Origin of the sequence: Cellulomonas sp. (assembly GCF_035634735.1) — a bacterium.
Lineage (GTDB): Bacteria > Actinomycetota > Actinomycetes > Actinomycetales > Cellulomonadaceae > Cellulomonas.
The window spans coordinates 74762-94141 of record NZ_DASQCJ010000041.1; the positions used below are offsets into that span (position 1 = coordinate 74762).

Annotated in this window: 16 protein-coding genes; 10 read left to right on the top strand and 6 right to left on the bottom strand. The window is 76.5% G+C overall.

Annotation, left to right across the window (positions count from 1 at the left end; translation table 11 throughout):
* The first annotated feature begins 38 nt into the window (after nt 1-38).
* Together VER05_RS03910 and VER05_RS03915 are read left to right on the top strand one after the other, a co-directional pair.
* Entirely contained in the window at nt 39-2405 is a 2367-nt protein-coding gene (locus VER05_RS03910; protein WP_324844084.1) for an HAD-IC family P-type ATPase, read from the top strand.
* Nucleotides 2406-2588: 183 nt separating this feature from the next.
* Nucleotides 2589-2888 (top strand): DUF1540 domain-containing protein, encoded by a 300-nt coding sequence (locus tag VER05_RS03915; protein ID WP_324844085.1) that lies wholly within the window; start codon nt 2589-2591, stop codon nt 2886-2888.
* 272 nt (nt 2889-3160) lie between these two features.
* Here the strand turns inward: VER05_RS03915 and VER05_RS03920 are convergent, their stop codons facing one another.
* The 3 genes from VER05_RS03920 to upp form a co-directional block, all read right to left on the bottom strand.
* Entirely contained in the window at nt 3161-3826 is a 666-nt protein-coding gene (locus VER05_RS03920; RefSeq protein WP_324844087.1) for an NAD(P)H-binding protein, read from the bottom strand.
* A 436-nt stretch (nt 3827-4262) separates the two neighbouring features.
* On the bottom strand, nt 4263-4586 hold the full coding sequence (locus tag VER05_RS03925; protein ID WP_324844088.1) for a hypothetical protein: 324 nt from the start codon (nt 4584-4586) through the stop codon (nt 4263-4265).
* 286 nt (nt 4587-4872) lie between these two features.
* The gene (gene upp, locus VER05_RS03930) at nt 4873-5508 is read right to left on the bottom strand and encodes a uracil phosphoribosyltransferase (RefSeq protein WP_324844089.1); all 636 of its coding nucleotides are present in this window, start codon (nt 5506-5508) and stop codon (nt 4873-4875) included.
* 295 nt (nt 5509-5803) lie between these two features.
* Here upp and VER05_RS03935 point away from each other — a divergent pair, with 295 nt between their 5' ends.
* Both VER05_RS03935 and VER05_RS03940 read left to right on the top strand, forming a co-directional pair.
* A complete protein-coding gene (locus VER05_RS03935; protein ID WP_324844090.1) occupies nt 5804-7381 on the top strand; it encodes a methyl-accepting chemotaxis protein in 1578 nt (525 codons plus the stop codon).
* A gap of 27 nt (nt 7382-7408) precedes the next feature.
* Nucleotides 7409-10723: an AfsR/SARP family transcriptional regulator gene (locus tag VER05_RS03940; RefSeq protein ID WP_324844091.1), complete on the top strand. Its 3315-nt coding sequence runs from the start codon at nt 7409-7411 to the stop codon at nt 10721-10723.
* A gap of 65 nt (nt 10724-10788) precedes the next feature.
* Here VER05_RS03940 and VER05_RS03945 read toward each other — a convergent pair whose 3' ends face one another.
* Both VER05_RS03945 and VER05_RS03950 read right to left on the bottom strand, forming a co-directional pair.
* Entirely contained in the window at nt 10789-11634 is an 846-nt protein-coding gene (locus VER05_RS03945) for an ABC transporter permease (protein ID WP_324844092.1), read from the bottom strand.
* Nucleotides 11631-12641: an ATP-binding cassette domain-containing protein gene (locus VER05_RS03950; RefSeq protein WP_324844093.1), complete on the bottom strand. Its 1011-nt coding sequence runs from the start codon at nt 12639-12641 to the stop codon at nt 11631-11633. Before VER05_RS03950 ends, VER05_RS03945 begins: the two co-directional genes overlap by 4 nt.
* A 208-nt stretch (nt 12642-12849) precedes the next feature.
* On the opposite strand from VER05_RS03950, the gene VER05_RS03955 reads away from it, so the two are divergent.
* The 3 genes from VER05_RS03955 (at nt 12850) to VER05_RS03965 (ending at nt 14539) form a co-directional block, all read left to right on the top strand.
* Nucleotides 12850-13476: a TetR/AcrR family transcriptional regulator gene (locus VER05_RS03955; RefSeq protein WP_324844102.1), complete on the top strand. Its 627-nt coding sequence runs from the start codon at nt 12850-12852 to the stop codon at nt 13474-13476.
* 81 nt (nt 13477-13557) lie between these two features.
* Nucleotides 13558-14037 carry a VOC family protein gene (locus VER05_RS03960; RefSeq protein ID WP_414647543.1) on the top strand — a complete coding sequence of 160 codons (480 nt, stop codon included), beginning with the start codon at nt 13558-13560 and terminating at the stop codon, nt 14035-14037.
* 28 nt (nt 14038-14065) lie between these two features.
* Complete coding sequence (locus VER05_RS03965; protein WP_324844094.1) at nt 14066-14539, top strand: thioesterase family protein; 474 nt, start codon at nt 14066-14068, stop codon at nt 14537-14539.
* A 43-nt stretch (nt 14540-14582) separates the two neighbouring features.
* Here VER05_RS03965 and VER05_RS03970 read toward each other — a convergent pair whose 3' ends face one another.
* Nucleotides 14583-15452, bottom strand: coding sequence for a Cof-type HAD-IIB family hydrolase (locus tag VER05_RS03970; RefSeq protein WP_324844095.1), 870 nt, complete (start codon nt 15450-15452; stop codon nt 14583-14585).
* 206 nt (nt 15453-15658) lie between these two features.
* On the opposite strand from VER05_RS03970, the gene VER05_RS03975 reads away from it, so the two are divergent.
* The 3 genes from VER05_RS03975 to VER05_RS03985 form a co-directional block, all read left to right on the top strand.
* Nucleotides 15659-16483, top strand: coding sequence for a hypothetical protein (locus VER05_RS03975; protein ID WP_324844096.1), 825 nt, complete (start codon nt 15659-15661; stop codon nt 16481-16483).
* A 163-nt stretch (nt 16484-16646) separates the two neighbouring features.
* Nucleotides 16647-18275 (top strand): methyl-accepting chemotaxis protein, encoded by a 1629-nt coding sequence (locus tag VER05_RS03980; protein WP_324844097.1) that lies wholly within the window; start codon nt 16647-16649, stop codon nt 18273-18275.
* Between the two features lie 169 nt (nt 18276-18444).
* Nucleotides 18445-19380: Clp protease N-terminal domain-containing protein (locus tag VER05_RS03985; protein WP_324844098.1), on the top strand; the 936-nt coding region annotated here is incomplete at its 3' end.

A 19380-nucleotide genomic window follows, 5' to 3' on the forward strand; every position in this document is an offset into this window, starting at 1 on the left:
GTGCCGGGCCGGGCGGGGGCCCGGATACCGTCGGGGGCATGGTGCACCGGGAGGCCGAGGTCGTCGGCGGGCTGACGGCCGAGGAGGTCCGCGCGCGGGTCGACCGCGGCGACGTGAACCGCGTCGACACCGGCACCAGCCGCAGCCTCGCGGAGATCGTGCGCAGCAACACGCTGACCCGGGTGAACGCGATCTACCTCGTGCTGTTCCTCGTCGTGCTGAGCACCGGGCACCTGCTCGACGGCCTGTTCGGGCTGCTGATCGTGGTGAACAGCGCGGCCGGGATGATCCAGGAGGTGCGCGCCAAGCGGACGCTGGACCGGCTGGCGCTGCTGAACCGGTCGCCGGTGACGGTGCAGCGCGCCGCCGGGGTCGTCGAGCTCGACCCCGCGGAGCTCGTCGTCGACGACCTGGTGCGGCTCGCCGCGGGGGACCAGGTGCCGGTCGACGGCGACCTGGTCGGCACGTCGGGCCTGGAGGTCGACGAGTCGCTGCTGACCGGGGAGTCCGAGCCGGTGCTGCCCGGGCCCGGGGATCGGCTGCTGTCGGGCAGCGTGGTCGTGGCCGGCGCGGGGGTGCTGCGCGCGGGCCGGGTCGGGGAGGACGCGTACGCCGCGCGGCTGTCCCGGGAGGCGTCCGCGTTCAAGAAGCCGTCGTCGGACCTGCGCGCGGGCATCGACCGCATCCTCCGGTACATCACCTGGGCCCTGGTGCCCGTCGCGGCGCTGACCGTGGTGAACCAGCTCTCGATCAACAGCCAGCCCCCGAGCGACGCCCTGCGCGGGATGGTCGCCGCCGTCGTCCCGATGGTGCCCGAGGGCCTGGTGCTGATGACGAGCGTCGCGATGGCCGTCGGGGTGGTCCGGCTCGGTCGCCGGCAGTGCCTGGTGCAGGACCTGCCCGCGATGGAGTCGCTCGCCCGGGTCGACGTCGTGTGCTTCGACAAGACCGGCACGCTGACCGAGGACGGGATGCGCGTCCGGTCGGTCGACCTGCTGGACCCCGCGCTCTCCGCGGAGCAGGTGACGACGGTGCTCGCCACGCTCGGCGCCGCCGAGGAGCGGCCCAACGCCAGCCTGCGCGCGGTGCTGGAGCACGTCGGCGACCGGCCCGGGGCGGTGACGACGGGCGTCGTGCCGTTCTCCTCCGCGCGCCGTTGGGCCGGCGTGCGGACCGCCGACGGCCCGGCCTGGGCGCTCGGCGCGCCGGACGTGCTCCTGCCCCCCGGGCACCCGGCGCTGGACCGGGTCGCCGAGGAGTCCCGGCAGGGGCGCCGGGTCCTGGCGCTCGCCGCGCTGGACGGCGCGCTCGACGCGACGGCGCTGCCGGAGGGCCGGCGCGCCGCCGCGCTCGTGGTGCTCGACCAGCGCATCCGCCCCGAGGCCGCGGGCACGCTCGAGTACTTCGCGCGGCAGCGGGTCGCGGTCAAGGTCGTCTCCGGCGACGCGCCGAACGCCGTCGCCGCGGTGGCGGGCCAGGTGGGGCTGCCCGCCGGCGCCGTGCTGGACGCCCGGGAGCTGCCCGAGGACCCGGAGGCGCTCGCGGACGCCGCGGAGTCGGCGGTCGTGCTGGGCCGGGTGGCGCCGGAGCAGAAGCGCGGGCTGGTGCGGGCGCTCACCGCCCGCGGGCACACCGTCGCGATGACCGGCGACGGCGTGAACGACGTGCTCGCGCTCAAGGACGCGGACGTGGGCGTGGCGATGGGCAACGGCAGCCCGGCCGCGCGGGCGGTGGCGCGGATCGTGCTGCTCGACAGCGACTTCGCCACGCTGCCGCACGTCGTCGCCGAGGGTCGGCGGGTCATCGCGAACATCGAACGGGTCGCGACGCTGTTCCTGTCCAAGACGGTGTACTCGATCCTGCTCGCGCTGGTCGTCGCGGTCAGCGCCGTCCCGTTCCCGCTGCTGCCCCGGCACATCACGCTCATCGCCTGGTTCACGATCGGCATCCCCGCGACGGTCCTGGGCCTGGCGCCGAACCAGGAGGCCGCCCGGCCGGGGTTCGTGCGGCGGGTGCTGACCGCCGCGGTCCCGGGCGGCGTGGCGGTGGCGGCGGCGGCCTACGGCGGGTACGTCGTGGCGCGCGCGGTGATCGGCGACGGCCAGGCCGAGCACGTGCTGACCGCCACGGCCGCGTTCCTCGCGCTGGTGCTCACCGCGTTCGACGTGCTGGTCGAGGTGGCCCGGCCGCTGCGGCCGTGGAAGGTGGGCCTGGTCGCCGCGATGGTGCTGGGCATGGCGCTCGCGGTCGGCACGCCGCTCGGCCAGCGGCTGTTCGTCCTGGACCCCACCGACGGGCGGGTCTGGGCCGTGGCGGTGCCGGCCGCGGTGGTGGGCGTGCTGCTGCGCCGGGCGACGGCGGCGCTGCTCCGGCGGGTCGGTCCGCGGCTGCTCGACCGGAAATAGGTGACGCCGGTGTTGGGAAATGCCAGCACGGCGGCAGCGCGGGACTTTCTTTGGTGAATGTCAGCGCGGTGACCTGCGGATACGTGGGTTAGCCAGGCCTTCCTCGCTAGACGCGCGGAAATCGTCGGCCTACCATCGACCGGGTCAGGACAGGTACGCCCCCATCGACCCGGAGGTCCCGCCATGAGCACCCTCATGGACCAGCCGCCCGTCTCCGAGTGCTCCGTCGACGGGTGCTCGTACAACCACGAGCACGCGTGCAGCGCCGCCGCCATCACGATCGCCGGCTCGGCCGGGGACGCGAAGTGCGCGACGTTCATCCCGCTGAACGTCAAGGGCGGGCTCGACCGTGTCGTCTCGCACGTCGGCGCCTGCCAGCGCGCGGACTGCACCCACAACGCGCACCTCACCTGCGCGGCGGACGCCGTGCGCGTGGGCGCCGGCCACGACCTGGCCGACTGCCTCACCTACGCGCCGGCCTGATCGCGCCGGTCGGCGCCCGCGGCGAGCCCCCCAGCCCGGCCGCGCGCCGACCGCGCCCAGGACGGTCGACGGCCCCGTCCCCCTCGCCGGGGGCGGGGCCGCGCTCCTGCCCCGGGGGTGGCCGGGCTGCGCCAGCAGCCCAGCGGAACGGTCGCCGCTGCGGCGACAGTGGAACGTCGTGACCGACACGCCGACGGCGTGTTCGTCACAAGCGTCCACTGTCAGGTCTCGTGGGGGCGCGGCGCGCCCGGGCCCCACCCCCCCCCGGGGGGTCAGTCCTCGCGCTCGGTGGCCGCGGCGATCGCCGCCGCGAGCGGGGTCGCGCCCTCGGACAGCTCCAGCACCAGGCCGGCCGTGCGGGGCTCGTCCAGCAGCCCGACGAGCACGGCGGCCACGTCGTCGCGCGGCACCTGCCCGCGCGGGACCTCGACGCCCAGGCGCACGTGCCCGGTGCCGGCGTCGTCGGTCAGGCCGCCCGGGCGGAGGATCGTCCAGTCGAGGTCGCGGCCGCGCAGGTCCTCCTCGGCGGCGGTCTTGGCGCGCAGGTAGGCGGCGAACACCTCGTCGGTGCCGGCCGGCGGCTCGGCGCCCGCGCCGACGGAGGAGACGAGCAGGTAGCGCCGGACGCCGGCCTGCTGGGCGGCGTCCGCGAGCAGCGCGGCGGCACCCCGGTCGACGGTGTCCTTGCGGTCGGTGCCGCTGCCCGGGCCGGCGCCGGCGGCGAACACGACCGCGTCGGCGTCGGCGAGCTGCGCCGCGAGGGCGTCCGCGTCGGCCGACTCCAGGTCGAGCAGCACCGCGGTCGCGCCGTCCGCCTCGACGTCGGCGACGTGGTCGGGGTTCCGCACGATCGCGAGCGGCGTGTCACCCCGCTCCGCGAGCAGCCTGCTCAGTCGGCGGGCGATCTGACCGTGGCCTCCGGCGATGGCGATGCGCATGCCCCCACGGTAGGAGCGCGGCCCGGGCGCCGCACCCGCTGCCCGGGCCGCGCGTGCGACGCCGGTGGCGTCGCACGTCAGGTGGCCGGTCCCCGGCCCGTGGCAGGGGGCCTTGTCGTGCTCGGACCGGGGACCGGCCAGGCCGCCCGGCGCCAGGGGGGCGAACGCCGGGACGGCGGCGAGACCTCGCGGGGGCCGGACCCGAGAGGCCGGGCCGCGGTGGTCGTCGCACAGATCACGCTAGGCCCGATCGCCGGCCGGCTGTAGACCGATGAGTAGCATCCGCCCCCATGTTGGGTGGCGTTCGGCCCGGAGTGAGGGGCGGGACCCGGGGCCGGGTGGGCACCCAGGTGCCGCCCGGGTCCCCCGCGGCGCGGTCCGCTGGGTGCTCCGCCCGCGCCGCCGGGCCCCTGGGCGACGGGCGGCCCGACGCGCCTCAGGCCGTCTCGGCCGCGTCCCCGAGCGGGCGCAGCCCGGCGAGCCGGCGCCGGATGCTCTGCACGTCGTCCTCCCGCCCGGCGGGCACCAGGGACAGCGCCGTGAACGTCTCGGCGGTCGGCAGCAGGTCGCGGGCCAGGTCGCGCAGCGCCTCGGCCACCTCGGCGAGGTCGGCCGCGTGCCCGGCGTCGAGCCCCGGCGCGTCGCCCTGCAGGCCGACGTACAGCACGAAGCCGGCCCGGCCGGCGGTGCCGTCGGCGCGGGTCGGTGCCGGGACCGGCGCGGGCGGCGCCGGGGGTGCGGGGGTGCGGGGTCGTGCCACGGTGTGCTCCGGGGGTGCGCGGGGGCCGCCGCGCGGGCGGGCGGCCGGGGTGGTGGTCGGGGGACGGCGGGGCGTCAGGACCAACAGCGCGTGCGATGCGCTCCCGGGCGTACGCCGACGGACGCCCGGGAGGCGTCGGTCTGGCGTCGGCGGAGGATCACGCCCCCGATGGTGGCAGCAGCCGCGGACGGGGCCAAGGGCTTTCCGCCCGCGGTCTCAGCGGCCGAGACCCGATGACGGCGGGCGTCGGCGGGCAGGGCGGGGCCGGCGGGCCCCGCGGCGGGCGTCAGACGACGCCGTACAGCCGGTCGCCGGCGTCGCCGAGGCCCGGGATGATGTACGCGTTCTCGTCCAGGCGCTCGTCCACGGCCGCGACCACCACGGTCACGTCGCCGCGGTCGCCGACGGCGTCCTCGACGACCTTGAGGCCCTCGGGCGCCGCGAGCAGGCAGACCGCCGTGACGTCGCGGGCGCCGCGGTCGAACAGGTACTCGATCGCCGCGACCAGCGTGCCGCCGGTGGCGAGCATCGGGTCGACCAGGAAGCACTGCCGGCCGGTGAGGTCGTCCGGCAGCCGGTTGGCGTAGGTGATGGCCTCGAGCGTGGTCTCGTCGCGCTGCATGCCGAGGAATCCGACCTCGGCGGTCGGCATCAGGCGGGTCATGCCGTCGAGCATGCCGAGGCCGGCGCGCAGGATCGGCACGACGAGCGGCAGCGGCTCGGCGATCTTGACGCCGGTGGTGGTGGCCACGGGGGTCACGACTTCGACGGGCTCCGTGCGGACCTCGCGGGTCGCCTCGTACGCCAGCAGGGTCACCAGCTCGTCGACGAGCTTCCGGAACGTCGGGGACGACGTCTCCTTGTTCCGGAGCACCGACAGCTTGTGGGCGACGAGCGGGTGGTCGGCGACGTGCAGGCGCATGGGCTCAACCTACCGTGCGCGCCCCGGGACCGACGTCCCGGTCGGCCCGGGGTGACGGGGACCACCATGGCGGGAGCGCGCGGCGACGGCGCAGCCCCCTGCCTGCGTCGTCGCCGCTGCGCACCCCAGGCGCCGGGCGCCGGGTCCGACGAGGGTCCCGATCGGGGCCCGGCGGCCGCATGCCCGAGAGGCGAGAAGCGCCTCTGACCTGCGCATTCATCCGGCCGAACCCCTCAGGACGCGCGTCCGGCGGCCGAACCTTCCTGCTGTACCCCCTCAGGAGGAAGGCCCCGACATGGACCGTCACGCCACCCCGCTCCGCCGCTCGCTCGCGACCAAGATGGTCGGGGCGGTGGCCGTCGCCGTCGTCGCGGGAGGTGCGGCCGGCGTCGTCGGCCTGCAGGCCCTCGCGGAGCAGCGCGGCGCGCTCGCCGACCTGCGCGACACGCAGGTGGAGCTGGTGCAGGCCGCGGGCCGGCTGCAGTCGGGCATCAAGGGCGCCGTCGCCTACAACACCGCCCTCACGCTGGCGCCGGAGGTCAACCCGACCGCCGAGCAGGACCGGGACGCCGAGGTCGCCGAGGCGGACGACGCGCTCGCGACGCTGCGGGGCCTGGCGATCCCGGCCGACCAGCAGCCCGCGCTCGACGAGGTCGGCGCGCAGTGGGGCGTGGTGCGGGACATCGTGCTGGACGACCTGTCGGCGCTGCCGCCGGCCGAGATCGCCCCGGTGACGGAGCGGTACCAGGCGGCCAACGCCGACCTGACGGACGCGCTCGGCGTGCTGCTGGACGACGCGTACGGCGCCATCGACGCCTCCATCGCCGCGGCGTCCTCGACCAGCACCCGCACCACGGTCGAGGTCGGCGCGCTGATCGGCGTCGGCGCCGTCCTCTCGCTCGGCCTCGGGCTCGGCCTCGGCCGCCGCGTCCGGCAGCGGCTCGCCGCCGTGGGGGAGGTCGTCGACGGGATCGCGGCGCGCGACCTGACGCGGTCCTGCGACCTGCGCGGGTCGGACGAGCTCGCCCGGCTCGGGGAGTCGCTCGACGTGGCGCAGGCCGCCGTGCGGGACACCCTCGCCGGCGTCGTCCGGACCACCGACCGGGTGGGGAGCGCGGTCGACGCGCTGTCGTCGGCCTCGACCCGGGTCGGCGCGGGCTCGGACGCCACCAGCGCGCAGGTCGGCGTCACGGCCGCCGCGGCGGAGCAGGTGTCCCGCAACGTGCAGGCGGTCGCCGCCGGCGCCGAGCAGATGGGCGCCAGCATCCGGGAGATCGCCCAGAACGCGAACCAGGCGGCCCGGGTCGCGGCGCACGCCACGGAGGTCGCCGAGACGGCCAACGGCACGGTCGCGCAGCTCGGCACCAGCTCGACCGAGATCGGCAACGTGGTCAAGGTGATCACCACGATCGCGGAGCAGACCAACCTGCTCGCCCTCAACGCCACCATCGAGGCGGCCCGGGCGGGCGACGCGGGCAAGGGCTTCGCGGTCGTCGCGGGCGAGGTGAAGGAGCTCGCCCAGGAGACGGCGAAGGCGACCGAGGACATCGCGCGCCGGGTCGAGGCGATCCAGGCCGACTCCGAGCAGGCGGTGACGGCGATCGGCGAGATCGCCCGGATCATCGGCGACATCAACGACTTCCAGGTCGCCATCGCGTCGGCGGTCGAGGAGCAGACCGCCACGACGGCCGAGATGAGCCGCGGCGTCGCGGAGGCCGCGGCGGGGTCCGGGGAGATCGCCGCGAACCTCACGGGGCTGACGGACGCCACGGCCGACGTGGCGTCGGTGGTGGGGCAGGTCGACACCCAGGTGCGGGGCCTGGCCGGCACCTCCGAGGACCTGCGCACCCGGGTGGCCGCCTTCACCTTCTGAGGGGGCCGCGCGACCTAGACTGCCGCGGTGCCTGGTCCCGCGCCCGAGCCCGCGCCCGAGCCCGCGGCGGAGGCCGCGCCCGCGGCCGGCCCGCTGCGGCTGACCGTCCTGGGCCAGGTCCGCGCGGCCGGCCCCGGCGGCGCGCTGCTGCCCGTCACCGGGCTGGGCGCGAACCTGCTGCTCGCGCTCGCGCTCGAGCCCCGCGGGCTGTCGACCGCCCGGGCGGTGGACGAGACCTGGCCGGACGGCGCGCCGGCGTCGGGCCGGGCGGCGCTGCAGACCCTCGTGTCCCGGGTCCGCGGCGCCCACCCGGGGCTGCTCGCGTCCACCGCCGCGGGCTACGCGCTCGGCGTGGCCCGCGGGGCTGTGGACCTGCTGCGGGCCGCCGACGCGCTCGCGGCGGCCCGGGCCGCGCTGGCGGCGGGCGACGCCGCGGGGGCGTCCGCCGGGACGGGCGCGGCCCTCGCCCTGTGGGACGGCGAGCCCGGCACCGGCGCCACGGCGCCCGACCTCGTGGCCGCGCTCGCCGCGCGCGCGGACGGGCTGCGCCGGGACCTGCTGCGGGTGCGGGCCGCGGCGCTGCTCGACCTCGGCGACGCGGGGGCGCTCGCGGCGGCGCAGGACCTGCTCGCGCTCGCCCCGCTCGACGACGGGGCGCACCTGCTCCGGATGCGGGCGCTGCACGCGGCGGGCCGGAGCACGGAGGCGGTCGCGGCCTTCGGGGCGTACCGGCAGCGGCTCCGCGACGCGCTCGGCACGGACCCGGCGCCGGAGGTGGCCGCGTTCCACCTGGAGCTGCTGGCCGGGTCGGCGCCGCCCCGGCCGGCGGCTCGCCCGGCGCCCGCCCCCGCACCCGCCGCCGCCCCCGCGGGCCACGGCCTCCGCGTCGCGCCCAACGCCCTCATCGGCCGGGACGCCGACGTCGCCGCGGTCGAGGCGCTGCTCGGCGCGGCCCCGGTCGTCACCGTGCTCGGCACCGGCGGGCTGGGCAAGACCCGGCTCGTGCAGGAGGTCGCCCGCCGCGCCGCCGGCCGGTCCCGCGCCGTGTACGTCGCCGAGCTGGCCGCCGTGCGCGACGACCCGGACGTGCTGCCGGCGCTCGCGGGCGCGCTCCAGGTGCCCGAGGCCGCGGCGCGGCGCGCTGGCGTGGCCGACCAGCGGCTGCGCCCCCTCGCCGAGCGGGTGCTGGACCGGCTCGGCGAGCAGCCGACCCTCCTGGTGCTGGACAACTGCGAGCAGGTGCTCGCGGGCGTCGCGACCTGGGTGGCGGACGTGGTCGGCACGCTGCCCGGCGTCCAGGTGCTGACGACCAGCCGCGCGCCGCTCGGCGTGCCCGGGGAGCGGGTGCACCCGCTGGACCCGCTGCCGACCCGCGACGCCGACGGCGGGCCCGGCGCGGCGGTCCGGCTGTTCACCGAGCGGGCGACCGCCGTGCGGCCCGGCGTGACGCTGCCCGCGGACGTCGTCGAGCGGCTGTGCGCCCGCCTGGACGGGCTGCCGCTGGCGATCGAGCTCGCCGCCGCGCGGACCCGCTCGCTCACCGTGGTGGAGGTCGAGCGCCGGCTGTCCGACCGGTTCGCGCTGCTCGTGTCCGGCGGGGCGGGGACGCCGGAGCGGCACCGCACGCTGCGGGCGGTCATCGCCTGGTCCTGGGACCTGCTGACCGAGCGGCAGCGGGCGCTGTGCCGCCGGGCCGCGGTGCTGCCGGACGGGTTCGGCCTGCCGGCGGCGCTCGCGGTGGCGGCGGAGGAGCACGGGGAGGCCGACGAGACGGCGGTGCTGGACGACCTCGACGCGCTCGTGGCGCAGTCGCTGCTCCGGGTCGAGGAGGAGCCGCGGACCGGCGAGGTCCGGTACCGGATGCTCGAGACGGTCCGGGAGTTCGGCCAGCGCGAGGTGCGGGCCCTCGGCGAGGAGGACCGGCTGCGGGACGCCGTGCTCCGCTGGGCGGGGGACGTCGCGTCGGGGATCGTCCGGCGCGCGGGCAGCCCCGAGCGGGTGCTGCTGGACCCCGTCGGCGACGTGGAGCACGACAACCTGGTGGCGCTGCTGCGCCGCGAGCTCGCGGAGGGCACCCGCCGGCCGGACGCGGTGCTGGCGCTGTTCGCGGTCGTCGGGCTGCGCTGGATGCTGCAGGGCGCGCACGAGGAGCTGCGGGACGTGCAGCGCGGCGTGCTCGCGGTGACCGACGGCTGGGTGCCGGACGGCGACCCGGAGCCCGCGGTGGTCGCGCTGGCGATGCTGGCGGGCACCGAGCTGATGTTCGGCGACCTCCGGGCCAGCGCCCGCGCCCGGCTGGCGGTGCGCCGGGCGGCGGCGGGCGACCTGCGCCCGGTGGCGCGGCTGCTGGCCGACGCCGTCGACCGGTTCGCCGACCCCGCCGCGCTGGTGCGGCTGGTCGCGGACGCGCGGGAGTCGACCGACCTGCCGAGCCGGCGGCTGGCGCTGCTGGCCTCCTGGTCGCTCGCGGAGAACGACTCCGACGTCGAGGCGTCGATCGGGTACGCGGGCGAGGCGTACCACCTGGCGGTCGACACCGACGACCCGTGGACCGCCGTGATGGCCGCGGTGTCGCTCGCCGGCGCGTACAGCCAGAGCCTGCGGCCGCGCGAGGCGATGGACTGGCTGACCGCCGCGCGCACGGCGCTGGCCGCGCCGCAGATCACGCACCGCGACCTGATGGTCCAGGCGTTCGAGGACAGCCTGGAGCAGGTGTACGGGGTCACGCTGCTCAGCCTCGGCGAGTGGGACGAGGCGGAGCGGGTGTTCGAGGACGTCGCCCGGGCGACCACGGACGTGCGGGACGCCGAGGTCATGTCCGGCCTCGGGCTCGCGGAGGCCGAGCGCGGCCGCGGCGAGGTGGACCGCGGGCTGGCCCGGTACCGGGCGCTGCTCGCGCGCGCGGCGGGCCGGGACGACTCGGGTCCCTGGCTGCTGGTCGCGGCGGGGGCGTGCCTCGCGGCGCACGTGCTGGAGGGTCGCGCGGACGAGCCGGCGCTCGCCGCGGCCGTGCGGGCGATCCGCGAGGACGACCTCACCGGCCGCGCCGGGTTCACCGACCGGCCCGTGCTCGGCACGCTGCTGACCGGGGTGGGTACCTGGCGGGTCGCCGTGGCCCCCGAGGACCCGGGCGGGCTGGAGCTGCTGGCGCTCGCGGAGCGGATCGGCGCCCGGCAGGACTTCCCGTGCGGCGTGCTGGCGCCCCACCTGGCGCTCGCGGCGGCGCGGTACGGCGCGGACGCCGTCGAGCGCGCGCGGGCGTCGGCGGCGGCGCTCGGGCACGGGGACGACGTGCTGCGGGCGATCGCGCTGCTGCGCGCGGCGGGGGTGGGGACGGCCTGATCGGGCTCCGTCCCCACCCCCGCCGCGCGGCCGCGGTCGTCGGGGCCGGCGGTCGGGCCCGGCGGTCAGGCCCGGCGCATGTAGGCCCGCACGGTGAGCGGGGCGAACACGGCCACCACCACCGCGGCCCCGAGCAGGGCCCAGCCCGCGTCCGCGGTGATCCCGTTGCCGACCGTCAGGTCCCGCGCCGCGGTCACCAGGTGCGACACCGGGTTCACGTCGACGAACGACTTCAGCCAGCCGGGCAGCGTGTCCGCCGGGACGAACGCGTTGGACGCGAAGGTCAGCGGGAACAGCACGATCATCGAGATGCCCTGCACGGACGACGCGGAGCGGGCGATCACGCCGAAGAACGCGAAGATCCAGGACAGCGCCCACGCGCTGACGATCACCAGCAGCCCCGCGGTCACCACCCCGACGGCGCCGCCGTCCGGCCGCCAGCCCATGATCAGGCCCATGACCATCGTCAGCGTCGTGGCGATGAGGTACCGGATGGTGTCGGCGAGCAGCGCGCCGGCGAGCGGGGCGATCCGGGCGATGGGCAGCGACCGGAACCGGTCGAACACGCCCTTGTCCATGTCCTCGCGGAGCTGGACGCCGGTGACGACGGACGTCGTGATGACCGTCTGCACGAGGATGCCGGGGATGAAGAACGGCAGGTAGGACTGCACGTCGCCGGCGATCGCGCCGCCGAAGATGTACGTGAACATCAGCGTGAACAGGATCGGCTGCAGGGTCACGTCGAACAGCTGCTCGGGCGTGCGGCGGACCTTGAGCAGGCCGCGCCAGCCCATCGAGAACGACTGCCGGACGGTGGCGCCGAGCGTCACGCGGTTGCTCGCGGCGGCGGCCAGCTGCTGCGGGTCGACGGCGGGGCGCGCCGGCCGGGCGGGGGTGAGCGTGGTGGTCATGCGCGGGCCTCCTCGAGGTCGCGGTCCTGGGCGTCCTCGGCCGGCGCGGGCGCCGCGGAGGCGTGCCCGGTCAGCGTCAGGAACACCTCGTCGAGCGTGGGCTCCTGCACGGCGATGTCGTGCAGCGGGATGCCGGCGGACCGCAGGGCGACCAGCAGGTCGCCCGCGGAGTCGGCGGTGGGGACGGGCGCGGACAGCCGGCCGTCGGGGGCACGGGTCGGCTCGACCCCGAGCACCGAGCGCGCGATCCGCAGCGCCTCGGGCTCGTCGGCGGCCTCGGCCAGGCCGATCTGCAGCCGCGAGGTGCCGACGGAGGCCTTGAGCTCCGCGCCGGTGCCCTCGGCCGCGAGCTGCCCGCGGTCGATCACGGCGATCCGGTCGGCCAGCTGGTCGGCCTCGTCGAGGTACTGGGTGGTCAGCAGGACGGTGGACCCGCCGGCGACCAGGCGGCGCACGGTGTCCCACATCTGCAGGCGGGTGCGCGGGTCGAGGCCGGTGGTCGGCTCGTCCAGGAAGATCAGCGGCGGCTGCGCGATGAGCGAGGCGGCCAGGTCGAGGCGCCGGCGCATGCCGCCGGAGAAGTTCTTCAGCGGCCGGGCGGCGGCCTCGGCCAGCCCGAACTCGTCGAGCAGGGCCGCGGACGTGCGGCGGGCGTCGGCGCGGGACAGGCCGAGCAGCCGCGCGAACAGCACGAGGTTCTCGGTCGCGGACAGGCTCTCGTCGACCGAGGCGTACTGGCCGGTGACGCCGATCAGCGACCGCACCGCCTGCGCCTCGCGGGCCACGTCCCGGCCGAACACGGTGGCCGTGCCGGCGTCGGGCCGCAGCAGCGTCGCGAGCATGCGGATGGTGGTGGTCTTGCCGGCGCCGTTCGGGCCGAGGAAGCCGTAGACGGCCCCGGTCCGGATCTGCAGGTCGATGCCGTCGACCGCGCGGTTGTCGCCGAAGGTCTTGACGAGCCCGCGGGCCTCGACGGCCCACGCGCTGCCGCCGGTGGATGTGGTCATGGTGGTGGTCCTCCCTGGTTGACGTCGACCACCCTGCGACCCGCCGCTCACACGGCGCTCACGTCGCGCTGACACCGGCTCGCGGCGCCGCCGCCCGCGACCCGGGCGGGTGAGGTCCGCCGGCGCGCCCGCGCGGCGCCGTGACGCGCCGGGGGCGCGTGCGCCAGACTCCCGGGCAGGTCAAGGGGGGTGGCTGGGTATGCCGCGGATGGCGGTGGCGGAACGACGGCGCGAGCTGGTGGACGCGGCGGTGCGGGTGATCGCGCGGGACGGCGTCGCGGCGGCGACGACGCGCGCCGTCGTCGCCGAGGCCGGGATGTCGCTGGCGAGCCTGCACTACGCCTTCCCGTCGCGGGAGCACCTGATCGAGGCGGTGATCGCCGAGGTGACCGCCCAGGAGCGCCGCGCGGCGGAGTACGGGCTGCTGCCGATGGCGACGGTCGACGGGACCGGCGCCGGGCCGGCGGACCCGCCCGCGCTCGAGGACGTGATCGCGAGCGGCCTGGAGCGCTACGTCGAGCTGCTCGCTGAGCGGCCCGAGCGGGAGCAGGCGCTGCTGGAGCTCGCGCTGTACGCGATGCGGACGCCGGGCCAGCGCGGGGCGGTGGTCGCGCAGTACGCGGTCTACCGGGACTCCGCGCGGGCGACCCTGGCGACGGCGGCGCTCGCGGCCCGCAGCCGGTGGACGGTGCCGCTCGACGAGGTGGCCCGCGGGCTGGTGATGACCACCGAGGGGCTGACCACGGTCTGGCTGGCGGACCGGGACACCGAGGCGGCCCGGCGCACGGCGCGGTTCGCCGCGCGGGCGATCGCGGCGCTCGCCGAGCCCGCGTAGCCCGCCCGGGCGGGTGGCGCCCGGCGCGCGACGAGCACCGGGGGCACACTGGGCGCCGTACCCGAGTCGAGGAGGCCTCCCGTGCTGACCAGCGTGCACCCGTTCCTGTGGTTCGACACCCAGGCCGAGCAGGCCGCCGCGCTCTACACGTCGCTGATCCCGAACTCGGGCGTGACGTCGACCCGCCGCTACCCGGACGGCGCGCCCGGCGGGCTGGCCGGCCAGGTGATGTCGGTGTCCTTCGAGCTGGACGGCCTGCCGGTCGAGGCGCTGAACGCCGGACCGCAGTTCCGGTTCACCGAGGCGTTCTCCTTCTTCGTCTCGGTCGACACCCAGGACGAGGTCGACCGGCTGTGGGACGGCCTGATCGCCGGCGGCGGAGAGCCGTCGCAGTGCGGCTGGCTCAAGGACCCGTACGGCCTGTCCTGGCAGATCGTGCCGCGCGTCCTCGACGAGCTCCTGGGCGACCCCGACCCGGGGCGCGCGCAGCGGGCCATGCAGGCGATGCTCGCGATGCAGAAGCTCGACGTGGCGGCGCTCCGGGCCGCGGCGGACGGCTGACCGCCGCGCGGCGACCTACCCTGGGGCGGTGACCGAGACCGCCCCCACCCCCGGCCGGCGCGGACGCGTGACGATGCAGGTGCGGTGGTCGGACGTCGACCTGTTCGCGCACGTCAACAACGCGGCCTACCTCCGGTTCCTCGACGACGCCCGGTTCGCGCTGTTCCCGTCGATGGGCGTCGACCCCGCGGGCCGGCCCACCGACTCGCTGCTGGTCGTCGTCAAGCACGAGATCGAGTACCTGGCGCCGCTGCCGTTCCGGCCCGAGCCCATCGCCGTCGAGGTGTGGGTGCCGCGCACCGGCCGGTCGTCGGTCGACTTCGGCTACGAGGTGCTGGACGTCGCGGGGCCGGGCGGGGCCGAGCCGGTGGTCTACCTGCGCGCGCGGTCACGGATGGTGCAGCTCGACCGCGGGTCGCACCAGCCGCGGCCGTTCACGCCGGACGAGCGCGCGGTGTTCGAGACCTACCCGGGCGAGGCGCCGGTCCTGCACGGCTGGTGACGGCTGGTGGCGCGGGGGCTCCGGGCCGCCGCGGCGGGGCCGGTCAGCCGGCGAGCGGCATCCCCAGCGCCGCGGCGAGCGTCCGGGTCACGCCGTTGCGGGTGTTCGCCGGCACCACGTACCGGGCTCGCGCCCGCACCTCCGGGTGCGCGTTGTCCATGGCGCACGACCAGCGGGCGGCGTCGAGCAGCCCGGCGTCGTTGAGGTAGTCGCCGAACGCCATCGTCTGCCCCGGCGTGACGCCGAGCCGCTCCTGCACCCGGCGCAGCGCGTGGCCCTTGTCGGCCGCGGGGCTCATCACGTCGATCCAGTGCTGCCCGGACACCACGACGCGCAGCCGGCCGGCCAGGTCGTCGAACGCCGGCGCGGTGACCTCCTCGACCGACCCGAAGTCGAAGACGGCGATCTTCAGCACCACGTCGTCGACGGCCGTCACGTCGGCGACCTCCTCCAGCCGGGCGTAGTGCCGGCCCGCGTGCTCGGCGAACGCGTCGCCGACCCGCTCGACGTAGCCGGCCCGCTGCCCGCAGAGCACCAGGCCGACGTCGACGCCCCGCTCGGCCAGCGCGCGCACGCGGCCGACCACCTCCGGCACGGCCTCGGCGGGCAGCGGGTCGGTCGACAGCGCCTGCTCGTGCTGCACCACGAACGAGCCGTTCTCCGCGATGAACACGAGGTCGTCGCCGCGCGGGCCGAACAGCTCGCGCAGGTTGGCGTACTGCCGCCCGCTGGCCGGGGAGAACGCGATCCCGCGGCGCTCCAGCTCGTCCAGCACCGGCCAGAACGAGTCCGGCACCCGGCCGTCGCCGTCCAGCAGCGAGCCGTCCATGTCGGAGACGACGAGCCGCACCTGGTCGACGTCCGGCAGGGCGGGCGGGTCGAGGACGGGCTCGGTCGCGGTCGTGGTGGGCATGCGCCCAGTCTCGCAGCCGGCCCGCCGTGGTCCGTCCGGGTGACGTCGCGCTCAGGGACCGCACAGCGCGCGCACGGTCGTCGCCCGGGCGGATACGGTCGTCGGGCACCGAGCCGCGCCGCGGCCGGCGCGCAGGGGGCGGCGGCGACGCCACGCCCCCGTGCCGCGCCACCGGCGGGCGGCTCCCCACGACCGAGGAGTCCTCCATGCGCGTCTCGCGCGGCATCGCCGCCCTGTCCCTGACGGCCGTCGCCGTCCTGGGCCTGTCCGCCTGCACCTCCGACTCCGGCGAGAAGGCGGACAAGCCCGCGGCCGGTGCCGAGGCGTCCGCCCCGGCCGAGGAGGTCGCCGAGGTCGAGTCCGACTTCGACCTGACCCAGGACGACTTCATCGAGCGCGTGACCGCCGCGGCCCAGTCCGCCGGCACCGTCACGATGGACATGACGACCGCGGCCGCGGGCGTCACGCAGACGGCCTCCGGCCAGATCCGGTACGGCGAGGGCGCGCAGGACATCGCCATGACCATGGAGGTCCCGGGCAGCGGCACCATCGACTTCCTCATGGTCGGCGGCGTGGTCTACATGCAGATGCCGGAGCTCACCGGCGACCAGTACCTGCAGATCGACCCGGCCGACACCAGCAACCCGCTGTCGCAGGCGTTCGGCGGCATGGAGGACCAGTTCGACCCGACCGGCACGCTCGCCGGGCTGGGCGACGCGGTGAGGTCGTTCGAGAAGGTCGGCGAGCCGCAGGAGGTGGGCGGCGCCCTCGCGCAGGAGTACGCCGTCGTCGTCGACACCTCGGTGCTGAACGACGCGTCCGTCGCCGAGGACCTGGCCGCCGCGGGCGCGACGCTGCCGCCGGAGCTGACCTACAGCTACTGGATCGACGCGGACGACCTGATGCGCCGGGTGACCACCGAGGTCGCGGGGGCCACCACGGAGGTCACGTTCTCGGGCTGGGGCGAGCCGGTGGAGATCACCGCGCCGACGCCGGACCAGATCGCGGACATGAGCGCCCTCGGGTTCTGACCACCCCGCTCCGGCGACGGGCCGGGCACGCCACCGCGGCGTGCCCGGCCCGTCGTCGTCTGTGAGCCACGCCTCGCGCCTTCGCCCGGTCGATCCGCTCAGGCCGCCCGCCGCCGCGCCGATCCGGACGGCGGCAGGGGCCGGGCAGGAAGAGGTCGGCGACATGGGTGTGGTGACGAACGGGCGGGGCCGGTTCAGCGGGCTCCGGGCGAAGGTCCTGGGGGTCGCGGCGGTCGGCGTGGCGACGGCCGTGGTGGCCGGCGTCGGGTCGCAGGTGTTCCTGGGCCGGGTGTCGGCGGCGAACGACCGGCTGGCGGAGCTGCAGGAGGTGTCGACCGAGGTCGGCGAGGTCCGCACGATGAACTCCGACGTGTCGGGCTGGCAGGTCGCGTACGCGTGGGACACCCGCCGGATCGGCGGCCCCGAGGCCGTCGCGCCCGCCAGCCCCAACCGCGCGGGCTACCTCGACTCCGTCGAGACGCTCCGGGCGGCGCTCGACGCGGTCGACACCGACGGCCTGACCGCTGACGAGGCGGCGACGTTCGAGCAGGTCGCCGCGCTGTGGGAGGACTTCTTCGCGGTGGACGACCGGGTGGTGGCCGCCTACCAGGAGGGCACGCCCGAGGCGCTGGACGCGGGGGACGCGCTCGTGACCGGCGACGGCTACGACGTCTACTACGCGATCGGCGACGCGACCACGGCGCTGCTCGGCTCGCTCGGCGAGCGCACCGTGCAGGCGACCGAGGACGCGGCGTCCGCCGCCGCGACCGGCCGCGTGGTGACTGCGGTGCTCCTGGTCGCCGGCGTGCTGGCGGCCCTGTTCGCGGGCCTGCGGGTCTCCGGGGGCATGGCCCGCGCGGCGTCCCGGGTCCGGGCGTCCGTGGAGGCGATGGCGACGGGCGACCTGACGCGGGAGCCCGGCGTCCGGTCCCGCGACGAGCTGGGCGAGATGGCGACGGCGCTGTCCTCGGCGCAGGCCAGCCTGCGCGCCACGATGGCCGGGGTCGTGGAGACCTCGCAGGCGGTGGCGGCCGCGGCGGAGGAGCTGTCGGCCGCGTCCTCGCAGGTCGCAGCGGGGTCCGACGAGACCTCGGCGCAGGCGGGCGTGGTCGCGGCCGCCGCGGAGCAGGTGTCCCGGAACGTGCAGACCGTCGCGGCGGGCGCCGAGGAGATGGGCGCGTCGATCCGCGAGATCGCGCAGAACGCCTCGCACGCGGCGAAGGTCGCGGGCCAGGCCACCGACGCGGCGACCGTCACGAACGAGCAGGTCGCCCGGCTCGGGGCGTCGTCCCAGGAGATCGGGAACGTCGTCAAGGTCATCACCTCGATCGCGGAGCAGACCAACCTGCTCGCGCTGAACGCCACGATCGAGGCCGCGCGCGCCGGGGAGGCCGGCAAGGGCTTCGCGGTCGTCGCGGGGGAGGTCAAGGAGCTCGCGCAGGAGACGGCGAAGGCGACCGAGGACATCGCGCGGCGCGTGGAGGCCATCCAGGGCGACACCGCCGGGGCCGTCGCCGCCATCGGGGAGATCGCCGAGATCGTCGCGAGCATCAACGACTACCAGCTCACGATCGCGAGCGCGGTGGAGGAGCAGACCGCGACCACGACGGAGATGTCCCGGTCGGTCGCCGAGGCGGCGACGGGGTCGGGCGAGATCGCGGTGAACATCACCGGGGTGGCGTCGGCGACGGCGACGTCCTCGCAGACGCTCGGGCAGATGGGCGACGCGATCCACGAGCTCGCGCGGATGTCCGAGGACCTTCGTGGCCGGGTGGCGCGGTTCACCTACTGACGCCGGCCGGCGGGGGCCGCCGGAGGGGCCCCGTCACGCCAGGGGCGAACACGGGACGCCCGACGCACCCCCCGCCGTTAGCATCGAACAACGCCGCCTCGCCGTGCGTGGGAGACCGGGCCGCAGAGCCCGACCGCGCCGGCGAGCACGCCGCTCGTGAGGAGTGCACATGTTCGAGAGATTCACGGACCGAGCCCGTCGCGTGGTCGTCCTCGCCCAGGAAGAGGCGCGGATGCTCAACCACAACTACATCGGTACCGAGCACATCCTCCTGGGTCTCATCCACGAGGGGGAGGGTGTCGCGGCCAAGGCGCTCGAGTCGCTGAACATCTCGCTCGACGCGGTGCGCGCCCAGGTCCAGGAGATCATCGGCGAGGGCCAGCAGGCCCCGAGCGGGCACATCCCGTTCACGCCGCGCGCCAAGAAGGTGCTGGAGCTGTCGCTGCGCGAGGCGCTGCAGCTCGGCCACAACTACATCGGGACCGAGCACATCCTGCTCGGCCTCATCCGCGAGGGCGAGGGCGTCGCGGCCCAGGTGCTCGGCAAGCTCGGCGCCGACCTGAACCGCGTCCGCCAGCAGGTCATCCAGCTGCTGTCCGGCTACCAGGGCAAGGAGCCCGTGGCCGCCGGCGGCCCGCAGGAGGGCCAGCCCTCGGGCTCCGCCGTCCTCGACCAGTTCGGCCGCAACCTGACGCAGGCCGCGCGCGAGGGCAAGCTCGACCCGGTCATCGGGCGCGAGAAGGAGATCGAGCGGGTCATGCAGGTGCTGTCCCGCCGCACCAAGAACAACCCGGTGCTGATCGGCGAGCCCGGCGTCGGCAAGACGGCCGTCGTCGAGGGCCTGGCCCAGGACATCGTCCGGGGCGACGTGCCGGAGACGCTGAAGGACAAGCAGCTCTACACGCTGGACCTCGGCGCCCTGGTGGCCGGCTCCCGGTACCGCGGCGACTTCGAGGAGCGCCTGAAGAAGGTGCTCAAGGAGATCCGCACCCGCGGCGACATCATCCTGTTCATCGACGAGATCCACACCCTCGTGGGTGCGGGTGCCGCCGAGGGCGCGATCGACGCCGCGAGCATCCTCAAGCCGATGCTGGCCCGCGGCGAG

Excerpts from the sequence above, each read along its gene's own strand:
- VER05_RS03910 (WP_324844084.1), top strand. The coding sequence starts at position 39 with ATGGTGCACCGGGAGGCCGAGGTCGTCGGCGGGCTGACGGCCGAGGAG.
- VER05_RS03915 (WP_324844085.1), top strand. The coding sequence starts at position 2,589 with ATGAGCACCCTCATGGACCAGCCGCCCGTCTCCGAGTGCTCCGTCGAC.
- VER05_RS03920 (WP_324844087.1), bottom strand. The coding sequence starts at position 3,826 with ATGCGCATCGCCATCGCCGGAGGCCACGGTCAGATCGCCCGCCGACTG.
- upp (WP_324844089.1), bottom strand. The coding sequence starts at position 5,508 with ATGCGCCTGCACGTCGCCGACCACCCGCTCGTCGCCCACAAGCTGTCG.
- VER05_RS03935 (WP_324844090.1), top strand. The coding sequence starts at position 5,804 with ATGGACCGTCACGCCACCCCGCTCCGCCGCTCGCTCGCGACCAAGATG.
- VER05_RS03945 (WP_324844092.1), bottom strand. The coding sequence starts at position 11,634 with ATGACCACCACGCTCACCCCCGCCCGGCCGGCGCGCCCCGCCGTCGAC.
- VER05_RS03950 (WP_324844093.1), bottom strand. The coding sequence starts at position 12,641 with ATGACCACATCCACCGGCGGCAGCGCGTGGGCCGTCGAGGCCCGCGGG.
- VER05_RS03955 (WP_324844102.1), top strand. The coding sequence starts at position 12,850 with ATGGCGGTGGCGGAACGACGGCGCGAGCTGGTGGACGCGGCGGTGCGG.
- VER05_RS03970 (WP_324844095.1), bottom strand. The coding sequence starts at position 15,452 with ATGCCCACCACGACCGCGACCGAGCCCGTCCTCGACCCGCCCGCCCTG.
- VER05_RS03975 (WP_324844096.1), top strand. The coding sequence starts at position 15,659 with ATGCGCGTCTCGCGCGGCATCGCCGCCCTGTCCCTGACGGCCGTCGCC.
- VER05_RS03980 (WP_324844097.1), top strand. The coding sequence starts at position 16,647 with ATGGGTGTGGTGACGAACGGGCGGGGCCGGTTCAGCGGGCTCCGGGCG.